Origin of the sequence: Streptomyces sp. NBC_01506, from assembly GCF_045040295.1 — a bacterium.
Classification (GTDB): Bacteria; Actinomycetota; Actinomycetes; order Streptomycetales; family Streptomycetaceae; genus Streptomyces.
Window position 1 is genome coordinate 3601149 of the sequence record NZ_CP109422.1, and the last position, 12876, is coordinate 3614024.

The following is a 12876-nucleotide window of genomic DNA, read 5'->3' on the forward strand; positions in this document are numbered from 1 at the left end:
AATTACCTTTCCCCAGCCCCTCTTACCATGCCTTTGCTCCGCCATAAAGAATCATGCCGACGTCGGCCTGCGGGAGCAAATCACCACTTTTCAAGCCCCAAGCACTCATCTGGTCAGATCGGAGAATCACATTCCCTCCATCCCCAAGCTGCCCATACACAGTCTTCTGTTGCGGTGACAGCCTAGCTGAAGGACCATTCTTCACTTCAAAGTACTCCGGCGCACCCAACCCCGGACCGTTCCTGGTAGCGACGACATCAACATACGATATCGTCCCGTCCTTAGCCTCAAGCTTCACGTGCGTCCCCATGATCGTGTAACCCCGGTCCTGAAGCTCTCGGATAGCTCTTGCTTCCCCCACCGCCCCCTTGACCGGGCCGCACGGTCCGCTGTTGTGCACCAGAACCGGCGCGACACCCGCCAAAACATAGTAGGCGTGGATGCCTTCGACAGTCAGGTCGTGCGTACGCTGCCGTTTGTCGAATTCCCGTGCTGCCTTGACCTCAGCAGTGTCACCGTCCGCCGTTCGGAGTGACATGCCGGGCTCGAGATCGCCTCCGTTGATCCACGCGTCGGCGGATTCGACCCAGAACGGGTGGGTCACTGTCGAGATCAGCTCAGAGGAATCGCCACTCTTCGACTCCACCGTCAGATCGACAAAGCGTTTGTCGTCCTCGGTGACGATGGTGGCCACAACCGTACGGGTCGCCGTTTCCCCGCTCAGTGGATCGGTGACGGTAATAGCGTCACCGAGTTTGACGTCCTCGATCGGCTTGGTGGTGCCGTCCGCGAGGAGCACCTCAGTTCCCGGTGGGAAACTGTGCCGCGTGGGGCAACCGAGCCTCGCCGCGCCCGCGTTGTCGCCCTTCTTCAGAAGCTTCGCGGCCGTGCCGATCTTCCCCACCGGAACGAGACCGGCCACCGTCCAGACACACGCGCTGACGCTTCCGCCGTAGCATCTCTGTGCGTCACGTACCCCGATCACTTCGAGGAAGTCCTTGGTGGGGCTGACCCAGCCAAGCTCGTTCACCGCAGCGCAGAGCTCACTGGTCGGATCGTCGCCACACCGTCCATTGCCCCAGAGAACGAGCAGTTGTGTGTAGCTGCGATCTCCGTAGCCCGTCCAGGCACGGAGTTCCTTCTCCGTAGGGATCTCGATGCCGGCCAGCACCGGCTTCTTGCCACCACCACCGCCCCCACCGCCCCCAACCGAGCCACCGCCACCTGAACCGCCCCCGCCCGACCCCACATCCGGAATGTCGTTCGGCTCGTACGGCGTTTCCTCCGTATAGCCGTCCTCCGACGGCCATCCCGCGCCCCCGTTGCACGAGTCACACCACAGCCCGGTCGGATCGGACCACGTCAGCGGGTTGTTGTTGGCGTAGGCATAGCCGTGGATCTGCTGCGGATCGGCGAGGTTCATCACCGGGTCCACCGACAGGAAGCGGCCCGTCGACGGGTCGTACTCCCGGGCGCCCAGGTGGGTCAGTCCGGTGGCGACGTCCGCTGTGCCGCCGACGAATCCCTTGGTTCCCGGCCACACACCCGTCTCCTCGCCACGCGTGCCGCCGAAGGGCAGCGTGCGGCGCTGGGTGAGCTGCTGAGTCGCCGCGTCGACAGCGAGTTGGGCGGTGCCGTGATGGTCGGCGATCGTCAGCGAGATGGTTCCGTCGTCCTTCTGGACGGCCTGGTGGCCGCCGCCGAGGTCGACGTAGCGGGTCGCCTTCGGGGTGGTCGATCCCTTGGGCAGCACGATCTCCGTGGCGCCCAGGTAGAGCGTGGTCTCTTCCGGGGTGCGACCGATCAGACGGTTACCGTCAGCGTCGTACAGATACGACGTGACCTTCGCCGGTCCACCCTCGACCGGCTCGGAGAGCGTGGCCAGCCGCCCCTCGGCGTCCCAGGTGAGGCTCTGTTCGTCACCGGCGACCGTCCGGCTGGTGGTACTGCCGTTGTCGTCGTATCCGAAGGTGTCCCGCGCCGTGCCGGTCGGTCCGGTCCGAGTGATCGAGTCGAGCTTGTGCGGCTGAGGCGTCCCGGGGTCGGGATAGGCGTAGGTGCGGAGGGTGTTCTTGGCGCTGTCGCCCCCAAGGTCGTGGATGGTCTCGGTCAGGCGGTTGCCGACCTTGTCGTAGGTGTACGAGTGCCGGTACGGCGCGGGGCCTCCGACAGCCCCGCCGGCGGGCTGCGCCGGGCAGGTGGACTGCCCCTGTGCCCACGCCTCGGTCAGGCGCCGCAGATGGTCGTAGGTGAAGCACTGCGTGTCGTTCCCGGAGCGAGAAGTGTCCGAGACGGAGAGGACGTTGCCCGCCTCGTCGTAGCGGAAGGTGCTGAACTGGTCGACACCGGCGATGTCTTCCCGGTCCACCCGGGAGGTCGCCAGACGCTGGGTGCCCCACTCGTAGGTGTTGGTCGCCTGAGTGGCCTTTCCTCCGGCGGAGAGGCGGAACTGTAGCGGCTTGCCGGTCAGGCTGTACGTCGCGGTCGACGACAGCCCGCCCATGCCGGTCACTTTGAGAAGCCGCTCCGTGGCGTCCTCGTACTCGTAGCCGATGACCGCTGGGGGCAGCGCCCCGGCCTTCGGGTGGCCGACGCTCTGTACGGAGCCGGACACGTTGTACTCGGTGCCGCTCACATAGGTGCCCGCCAGCTCGTCCTCCGCGCCGGGGATCGTGACGCTGGAGCGCTGCACCCGGTACAGACGGTCGTAGGCGACCACCTTGGACGTGTACTGCTCGCCGCCCGCGTAGCGAATGGACTCGGCCAGGTGCCCCTTCGCGCCACTGACCGTGTCGTAGACCCATTTCGCGCGCAGTTCACCGCTGTTGGAGTCCTTGCGCAGTTCTGTCTGGCGGCCGATGCCGTCGTAGACGTACGCGAGTGTGGTGTTCTCGGCATCCTTGGTCGACGTACGCAGGCCCCGGTCGTCGTACGTGCTGATGGTGGTGCCCTTGTCCGGGTCGACGCTCTCGATCTGCCGGCCGAGCGTGTCGTAGGTGTAGCTCCAACGGTTGCCCGCGGCGTCGGTGACCTTCGCCATCTCGTCGCGCGGCGTGTACTGGTAGGCCATCGTGTCGTACGTCGAACCGGCGGACCGTGCGTGGTGCTGGCGCAGTTCCGTAGTTCTGTCCCGCGCGTCCGTCAGGGTGGTGGTGGCGGTGCCCCCGGCCGGCGGAATCACCGTGACGCGGTCGCCGCCGTAGATGGTCTTGGTGGTGCTCACCACCGCGCCGCCGTCACCGTTTCCGGCGATCTGCCGTGCCTCGGTCTCACGTCCCAGACCGTCGAAGGTATGACGGGACTGCGTCTCCACGGAGAGCGCGTTGTCCGGCTCGAAGAGTGTGGTGGTGGGCGGCTGCGTCACGTAGTAGGGCGCGAATCTCTTCGCTGTCAGGCCGCGTTCGTCATAGAAGACGTCGGTGAGGATGCGACCGCCGTCCGGGCCGGGTTCCTGTGCCTGGCGCTCCCGCATCAGGCCGTCGAAGATCGTGTACGACGTGCGCTGGACACCCCTGTTTCCGAGCAGTTTCGTCCCCACCGCGACCGGCTGGCCCTCGACCATCCGGTAGGTGAACTCATAGGCCGGTGTCTGCCCGGTGAGCTGGTCCGCCAGCCAGACCTTGGTGGAACGGCCGAGGGCGTCGTAGGCGAAGGTCGTCACCTTGCCGTTGGTGTCCGTCTGCGTCAGCGGCAGGCCGCGCGAGACCGAGAAGGTGCTCGTCGTCTTCTGTGCCGTCGTCGCGTCCCCGGCCTTGGCCGGCGGTCCGGTCACAGCGGTCGAGGTCGCGAAGCCCGTGTCGGGGGTACGTACGGTGGTGGTGACGCGGCCGTCGGTGCGTGGCGTCCGCACCACCGCGCCCGACGAGTTCACGGTCACGTCGGCCGTGATGTCGGTACTGGTGAAGACTCGGCCGTAACTGTCGAAGGTCGCGCCCGACTCCAGATAGGAGGGAGCGGTGCCGTTGTACTTCTTCAGCACTGCGGTCGCGGTGGCATCACCCTTTTCCGGCGCCGCGCCGTAGGCACCCCCGTCGTACGCGATACGCGAGTCGGACAGTACGTCGGCGGGCCGCTGCGTGGTGGCATCACAGGAGGTGGCGACCGACTCCGACCGGGAAGGCAGCGAGAGGATGTTCTTCTCGGTGTTCGTGGCGTACGTGGTCCGGGCGCACTTGTTGTCGGTGGACGTCGTGGTGTCACCGAAGTCGTCCACCTCGGTGACCCGGCCGGCGACGGTGTCGTACGCCGTCCCCGTCGATGTCGTACGCCACTTGGTGCCGACGCCGTCGTCGAGCGATGTCCACTTCTTCGACGCGGTGGTCCCGGTGAAGTTCGCGGTGACGGTGCCCCAGTCCCGTTCCTTCTTGGCGGTCTGGTGATGCCACGGCCGGTTCACCGTCTTGGCCAGGATCTTGCCGCCAGGTCCGGAGTAAGTGACGGTCTTGTAGGCGAAACCGGCCGCCGACTCATGCTCGGTGATCGGGTCGCCCTCGCCCGCCGCGAGGGTGACCGACGCACTCTTCGTGCCGCCCGACGGTTCTTTGCGGTCACCGTCCATGCCGCGCAGGAAATAGTGGTCCTCCTGCGACTTCATCGCGTCCGCGCCGCCCTGGCCGCCGGTCTGGACGCGTACCTGTCCGTATCCCCGCCATTGCGACCAGGTCTTGTGCTTCTCCTTTGTCAGACCGTCGTCATCGTCGTAGTGCCAGGCGGCGTTGCCGAGGTACTGGTACCGGGTGACCTGGTCCGGCGCGCCACCGGTCCGGTCGGACGACGTGACGGAATCAACCACGTACTTGTTGAACCACTGGCGTTCCGGGTCGTCGGAGGAACTGCCCCCGATGTACTGGGGGAAACAGCGTGTCGCGTTGGACTGAGGCGTCGGCAGGGCGTTCCAGTCGCACGCCGCCGCCGTGTAGTTGATGGCGAGCTGGCCGCCGGTCGGGTCGTCTACCGAAGAGAGCCTGCTCTTGATGAACGGGGCGTAGCCGTCACCGGTCTTGTCGAGACGGTTGGCGTGCTGGGTGTACGCGAAGGTGGTCTTGGGAAGAGTGACCGCCGGGCTGGCGGAGTGACCGGTCCGCTGGATCGAGTCGAGCAGCAGCTGGTAGTCGATGTCGGCCATGCCCCATCGATGGGTCAGCTTCCAGGAGTCGACGCTCTCGTACCCGCCTGCCACCAGGACCTCGGTGGTGATGGCTGTCAGCCGCTTACGGGTGAAGAAGGCCGGAGAGAGCCGGCCGTCGTCGCAGTCCTCGCCGGCGTCGCAGTTCAGGTCCCATGGAGTGTCGTACCAGTAGGCCGAATCCGTGGTGATGGACCCGCAATCCGTCTGCGTGTTCTGGATGCACCTCTCGGAGCTGGTGAAGTCCACCTGGGCGAGTGCCTCGGTGCCGTACATCGAGGACGACTTCAGGCCGTACTCGATCCGGTCGAGGTAACCGCCACGTGTGTAACGGGTGTTGTCGGCGGCTTCGAGGTTACGGCCGTAGGAGTTCTCCTCCTTGTCGTAGTAGTAGGCGACGGCGTTGCCGCGCGTGTCCACGACGTAGTCGAGATTCCACCGCCAGGCCTGCTGGCACCAGGAGGCGGCGAAGGTCGCCGCGTGGCACGGCTCACCCGAGTCGTCGCCGAACACCGGCGCCGTCCAGGCTGAGTTGGTGGCTTCCTTGCCCTCGGCCCAGCCGGGCAGCCGGTGGTAGCCGAAGTAGTAACGGACGCCCTGCGGGTCGGTCAGCCGCCAGTACTCGCCGTCGGCGTCCCCGTTGCCCCGGTTGGTGGACGTGAGGCGGTCGATCTTCGTGCCGTCGTCGCCCTTCAGCTTCCAGGTGCCCTCGCCCGCCGGGACAAGTTCCCCGCCCTTGCCGTTGAAGGAGATGAACGCGTTGTCGTAGGCCCAGCACTGATCGCCGGGCTCGTTGCCGTCGGCATCCTTGACGCCGTCCTCGGCACAGGGTTTGTAGCGTCGTTCGATGAACCCGGGGGAGAGATCGAATCCGTCCCCGACCCAGGATGACTGGTTGTTCGTCGATCCGGTACGGCCGTCGATCGCGCCCGAGGCGTAGGAGAGTCCGAAGTTGGGCTTAAGACTGCCCGGCACATCCGGTACGGGAATGTCGTGCGACCAGTTGAAGTCACCGGTGTTGAGATTGGTGCTCCAGGTCGCCGACGGCGAGAGCGGGGTGGCCTTGTACGTGCCCGTCCCGCCCTCCGCGTCGGCCACCGCGGCAAGGACGGTCGGCGCACCGGCCCGCAGGCTCAGACGCTCCGCGGTGAGAGTGCGCTTCTCCGTGTCGTTGACGGTCGGCACCGCTGTGCCCGTACGGCACTGCGCCTTCTCCGGCGTCGATGCCGCGCACGCGGGGAGTTCGACGAGCGTCAGGCGGGACGCGTACCCGCCCCCGTATGCCTGGGCGAAGGACGAGTAGTCGATACGGGCCTTCACGTCTCCGGCCACGGCGGTCGCGTCGCGTTCGCCCACCGCTCCGTCGCCCTGCTCGGGCCCGAGCCGCCAGGTGAACAGCGGCCCGTCCAGCCCGGCCCGCTCACTTGTCCTGCGGTCCAGTACACGCACCTCGACCTCGCCGCGCGCCGCCGCTGGTCCCTTCCCCTTCGGAGCACTCAAGGCAACAGGCACCCCTGCGGCCGAAGCGGCAGCGGCTCGGCCGGACGAGGCGGAGGCGGAGGCGGAAGGCAACGTCACACGCATGGACGCGGCCTCGGGCCACGCCTCGTTCGGAGGCTCCTTGGGCGTCCGTGGCTCCTTCATCGCCGTGCGTGGTTCAACCGAGCCGACACCGCCCTCGATCGGGCTTTCCGCTGTCGGGATGTCCGACCCCGCACTGCCGTCGTCCGCGATGGCGACGACCGGCTGAGCGGCGCCTTGCAGCAGTGTCGCGATCAGGACAACCGAGGAAGCGAGCGCGACGCGCCCCCGCCAGTGCCGAAAACGTGAGCTCGGTCTACCGTTCATGCCGTCCTTCAATTCCTCACTACGGGCATTCGGCGAGATCCCGAATGGCGTTCCGAATTGGAAGATGCGCCGTTCAGCGACGTACGAGGATCAACTGGTCGAAGGGACTTCCGTCGGCATGCCCGGCATTCCGTACGCAAGCTGAATGACCTGGTCGGCCGTCAAAGTGCCTTGGAAGACCCATACGTCGGAGAGGACACCGGGCCAGTACTGCCCCCACGACGTGCCGCTCTTGAGCCGGCCTATTTGCAGAGGCTGGGTCGCTTTGAAAGAGATCACGTTCTCGGACCAGGAAATCCTGTCGGTACAGGCCGTATCGTCGCCTTCGCCATTTCCGTCGGCGTCGACACAGGCCGACTCCTCCAGTTCGCCGTTCACGTAGAGCTGGAGCCGTTTGGCGAATCCGTCGTAGACGAGTGCGAGATGTGTCCAGTCGGCCGGACTGTAGAACTGGCCGTTGTCGACATCGGCGGACCCGGCGCCCACGCCGTCCTCATCCGGCACTGAGATCCGCCAGCGTCCCGGATCCGTGTCGGGTGTCGCGCTCGGCAGATACCGGACCGCGAAGGCGTTCTGCTGTGCCCCGGGCATACTCAGCAGCGTCACTCCCGTCTGCGGCACGGCGGCCGCCTGGGCCCATGCCGTCACGGTGAAGCTGGTGCTCGTGTCCACCGGGACCGCCGCGCTGGAGGCATAGTCGTTGACGCCGTCGAGGATCAGGCCCCCGTCCACCCAGCCGGACCCGATCTGCGTGCCACCGCCCAGCGTTAGGTCGTTCCCCTCGCCGGAGTCGTCCGGTGAGGTCGTCGTTCCGGGCTGATCGAACTTCCAGCGGGCCTTGACGAGCGGGCGCTGCTGGAACAGTTGCCGTACTTCGTCCTCCGCCACCGGGCGGTCGAAGAAGCGGACGTCATCGATGCTGCCCGGGAAGTTCTGAATAAGATCACCCCCGTCGATGCTCAGCGCGCCGACCTGGACCCGGCCGCCCGCGTACCAGGCGGCGGGCTGAGCGACACTGGCGGACTTCACGCCGTTGACGTACAGCGTCAACGTGTTGGCGGTCGCGTCGTGGACACCCACGAGATGGACCCACTCCCCCACCCGTGCGGAAGTCCCTTCGGGCTGTACGGCGCGGACCTGCGTGGCACCCGGAACGTCACCGGAGTACTGGGTGAAACCCCATCGGTTGAAGGACTTGGAGTAGTACAACTCGAAGCCCGGCCGGTTCTGCCCCAGTTGCGCGACGACAGTGGCCGCCTCACCGGGGCTGCGATCGAGCTTCGCCCACGCGGAGACCGTGAACGGACGCTGCGTATCGACGTGCGGGGCTTCGGTGTGCGCGTAGTCCCCGGTCCCGTCCAGCTTCAGTGCCTTGCCGGCCACCCCGGTTGCGCCGAGCCGTGCGTCGCCGACCAGGTTGAGCGGCTGGGTGTCGGCGCGCCCGGTCACTTCCACGGCCCCGGCGGGTTCATCGAGGGGGAAAAGGGTACGGGCGGTGCGGCCGGTCCCGATCGACTCGTGACGGAACAGACGTCCCACCTCGGTGGCACTCACCGGCTTGTCGAATATCCGTACCTCGTCTATCTGTCCGGGCAGGAACGAGCCCGGACTTCCACTGTAGGAGCCGGCCCCGATCTGCAATCCGCGCCTGGCGTCCCAAGCCGTGGAGTACGGCGTGGATCCCGCCAACGCGCCGTCGACGTAGAGGCGCAGGTCCTGCGTGCTCCCGCTGTAGACACCCACCAGATGCGTCCACCGGTCGGCCACCACACCGCCCGGCTGCGGAGCCATCGCACGCGCGACGGGGGCGCCGACCGTGTCCGAGGTGTACTGGTTGAACACCCAACGGCCGTAGGAATGGGAGTAGTAGAGCTCGAAGCCCGGTGAGTGATTGCCCGGCTGAGCCGCGATGATCGCCGCGTGATCGGGCACGCTGGACAACTTCACCCAGGCCGAGACGGAGAAGCCGATCTCGGTGTTCACCGTGGGAATGTCCGTGACGGCGTAGTCGTCCACCCCGTCGAAGGACACCGCGCTCCCCTTCACTCCGGGGACGCCGGTGACTGGGCCACCACGCAGCGCGGCCACCCGCGGGCCTGAAGTGCCTTGCGCGGCGGTCACCCCCGCGTTCTCGTCGAGTTGCCAGGCGGCGCGCTCCGGTTGGCCGGCTTTGACCCGGTACTGATAGGTGCGGATCTCGCTGCCGTTGCCCGCCGCGTCGAATGCCTGAGCGGTGATGAAATTGAGTCCAGGCTCCGCCGGCAGTACTTGTGCCCTCTTCTCCGCACCGCCTGACGTGGACAGCGTGTTCCTCGAGCTCGGGTCGCCGTTGACGCCGTACCAGTAATTCGTCACGTCGGAGTCGGCCGCCTTCAACGAGAACGTGCCGTACTTGCCCACTCCGTCGAACCACGGGTCGTCAGGGTCCTCGGGGTCGGACGCCGGGTACTCCCCGGACGACACCGCGGGGGCCTTCGGCACGCTCGTGTCGTAGACGAAGTAGCAACCCGTCGGGTCGTCGCCCGCGTACGACCAGGGCGAGTACTGCGCGCCGTCGTAGGTACGCGCGTACCAGTTGACCTGCTTGTTGACCGGCACCGACGCGGGCAGCGTGATCGAGAAACTCGAACCCGACTTCTTCGCGGTGGTCAGTGACGGGCTCCAGCGTGCGATCAGCCCCTTGCCGTCGCCGGAGTCCCACTTGGCCTGGAACTGCACCCGGACGCTGTCACCGTCCGGGTCCGTCACCTTGTTCGCGTAGATCTTCCCCAGCGTGCGCACGCGCGCGGCGGTCGCCGGCTTCTTGCACGTTCCGCCGTACTCCATCGCCAACTGCGACATCTTGATCTGCGAGGGGGCGCGGTTGTACTCGACTCGCAGAAACGCTCTGTCCGAGAAGCGCTTCCACGCGACGCGATCGCCTTCACTGGCGGCCCGCAGCCCGAAGGTCATGGTCGACGACTTCTTGTCCGCGGCCTCCTGCACCGCCGACTTGACACTGAACTCCGCGTCCTTGGCCGCGCACCCCTCGTATCCGTAGGCGAACGACTTCGCGCTCAGTTCCTTGATCCAGAAACCGGAGGCATTTTGCGAGGTCCATGTGGTCGACGAGGAGATGTCCTTGGTGCGCCACAGTTCCACACTGCGGTCCGTGCACGAGGCCGACCACGTGTTCCGCACCACGAACTCGGCGCTGAGAACGGACTTTCCCGCGAACTTGGAGACGGAGATCCGGTAGAAGAGCCGCTTGGTGTCCTGCGGTGCGCAATAGTCCCAGCCGCAGTACCCCAAGCCTTCGTCGGACTTGCCGTTGAACCTCCACTGGGGCGCCGAGGCCCAGTATTTGGAAGCCATCGTCCAGGCCGACGCCTTGGGTGAGTACCACTGCGGATCGATGAAGACCGGGTACACCGTGTCCTCACCCGTGAGGACGTCCGCGTCGGGCTTGAGCAACAACTCGTCGCCGTCGGCGGTTACTTCCACACCGACGGGCGCGAGCTTCCCCGACTCGCCAGGGCCGGGCTCCCCCTCGGCGGCGGCGATCGATCCGTCTGCCGACCGCGTGGGCGAGGACGTGATCTCGCCGGTTCCGGCGCTCGGACTGGAGTCCCACATCACTGGTGTCGCGGCCTCGAAGACGGTCCCCGCAGCGCCGGCGTCCACCGCTTCCAGACCGCCGGAACTGGTCGTTCGTACGTCCATGCCCTCGGTCGCGAGAGCCAGTCTCAGTTCCGAGAGTGCCTCGTTCCGCGCCGCCTCGGCCGACTTGACCACCAGCAGTTGAGTGAACCCGTCTTCCTGCGCACCGAGGCGCAGATCCACATCGGGCAGGATCTCCCGGTAGATGGCCGTCGCACCGTCCATGTCCGGTACGGGCACTTCTCCCAGCGGCCAGGACAGCGCCAGCGCCCGGCCCGCCCGCTCCATCCGTACCAGCGGACCGTCTCCACCACCGGAGAAGGCCAGGCCCACCGTCGTCGCCCCGGGTCGGACCGTGCCGTCGTCGGACGACCGGACCAGATCGGTGTCGACAGGCTTCCATTCACCGTCCACGCGTGTCCACACCGGGCGCAGATACTCGCGCGCCTCAAGGCTTCCCTCGGGCGTCGCGAACGTCTCGCTGCTCTCGCCGCGCAGGGATACGACCTCTACGTCCTCGCCGGATCGCTTGGCCTGTGCGAACGCGTCCGCCTCGGAGAGAGCCGGTGTCTCGGCGTCGGCGCGCTCCGCTGTGGCCGTGGCCCGATTGGGGTGCACCGCTGACGCGGACACCACGGAGGGGAACCACCCCACGATCATTCCAAAGCTCAACGCGACGGCCAGCGCAGCTCGCAAGCTGCGCACACGGATACGCCCCCCGGACACGACCACACACCCCACCCATGAAAATGAAGATCAGTTGAAGGAATGATGGAGAAGGTATCCATCGAGCAAGGGTTCGGTCCAGGTTGCCAAAACGACACAAAGTGAGGCGTTGATCACCATCCGACATGTGTCCCGCGTCACATCGGCATGTCTCACGCAAAAAAGAAGTGGACCCCGCACCAACTTCGGTGCGGGGCCCACTTCTTGGTCGCTCGTGTTGGAGCTACCAGGCCGGACCAGCGAGTACTACTTGCTGATCTTGGTGACCTGGCCGGCGCCCACCGTACGGCCACCCTCGCGGATGGCGAACTTCAGGCCCTCCTCCATGGCGACCGGCTGAATCAGCGAGACCGTCATGAGGGTGTTGTCGCCCGGCATGACCATCTCGGTGCCCTCGGGGAGGGTAACGACGCCGGTCACGTCAGTCGTACGGAAGTAGAACTGCGGGCGGTAGTTGTTGAAGAACGGGGTGTGACGACCACCCTCGTCCTTCGACAGGATGTAGGACTGGGCCTCGAACTCGGTGTGCGGCGTGACCGAACCGGGCTTGATGATGACCTGGCCGCGCTCGACATCCTCGCGCTTGATGCCACGCAGGAGCAGACCGACGTTCTCACCGGCCTGGCCCTCGTCGAGCAGCTTGCGGAACATCTCGATGCCGGTGACCGTGGTGGTGGTCTTCTCGGTCTTGATACCGACGATGTCGACGGTCTCGTTGACCTTGAGCACACCACGCTCGATACGACCGGTGACGACCGTGCCACGACCGGTGATCGTGAAGACGTCCTCGATGGGCATGAGGAACGGCTTCTCGACGTCACGCTCGGGCTGCGGGATCGACTCGTCGACGGCCTTCATCAGGTCGAGGACGGTCTGGCCCCACTCCTTGTCGCCTTCGAGCGCCTTGAGCGCCGAGACCTTGACGACCGGCAGGTCGTCGCCCGGGAACTCGTACTCGGAGAGGAGCTCACGCACCTCGAGCTCGACGAGCTCCAGGATCTCCTCGTCGTCCACCATGTCGGCCTTGTTCAGCGCGACGACGATGTACGGCACGCCTACCTGGCGGGCCAGGAGCACGTGCTCCTTGGTCTGCGGCATCGGGCCGTCGGTCGCGGCGACCACGAGGATGGCGCCGTCCATCTGCGCCGCACCCGTGATCATGTTCTTGATGTAGTCCGCGTGACCGGGGCAGTCGACGTGCGCGTAGTGACGCGACTCCGTCTGGTATTCGACGTGCGCGATGGAGATGGTGATACCGCGCTGGCGCTCCTCAGGAGCCTTGTCGATCTGGTCGAAGGCCGAGGCCTCGTTCAGGTCCGGGTACGCGTCATGCAGCACCTTGGTAATGGCGGCCGTGAGGGTCGTCTTACCGTGGTCGATGTGACCGATGGTGCCGATGTTGACGTGCGGCTTAGTCCGCTCGAACTTCGCCTTCGCCACTGGGGTCCTCCTGGAGTGGTTCTGTACGCCTTACTCATCGGCGCCAGGTGATCTTTGCTGGGATGCCGGGGCTCCGGGGCACCGGTCACCTCGCGCGG

The 12876-nt window shown here is 66.3% G+C and carries 4 protein-coding genes; 1 reads left to right on the forward strand and 3 read right to left on the reverse strand.

Translation table 11 applies throughout. The annotated features are described in order from the left end of the window. Positions 1 to 22: 22 nt before the first annotated feature. Complete coding sequence (locus OG329_RS15670) at positions 23 to 6709, reverse strand: RHS repeat-associated core domain-containing protein (RefSeq protein WP_405801855.1); 6687 nt, start codon at positions 6707 to 6709, stop codon at positions 23 to 25. Here OG329_RS15670 and OG329_RS15675 point away from each other — a divergent pair. Then, positions 6708 to 6875 (forward strand): hypothetical protein, encoded by a 168-nt coding sequence (locus tag OG329_RS15675; protein ID WP_405802239.1) that lies wholly within the window; start codon positions 6708 to 6710, stop codon positions 6873 to 6875. The genes OG329_RS15670 and OG329_RS15675 overlap by 2 nt on opposite strands. Before the next feature lie 188 nt (positions 6876 to 7063). Here OG329_RS15675 and OG329_RS15680 read toward each other — a convergent pair whose 3' ends face one another. After that, positions 7064 to 11272 (reverse strand): LamG domain-containing protein, encoded by a 4209-nt coding sequence (locus OG329_RS15680; protein WP_405801856.1) that lies wholly within the window; start codon positions 11270 to 11272, stop codon positions 7064 to 7066. Positions 11273 to 11584: 312 nt separating this feature from the next. Then, the gene (gene tuf / locus OG329_RS15685; RefSeq protein ID WP_069627353.1) at positions 11585 to 12778 is read right to left on the reverse strand and encodes an elongation factor Tu; all 1194 of its coding nucleotides are present in this window, start codon (positions 12776 to 12778) and stop codon (positions 11585 to 11587) included. Positions 12779 to 12876: the final 98 nt, after the last annotated feature.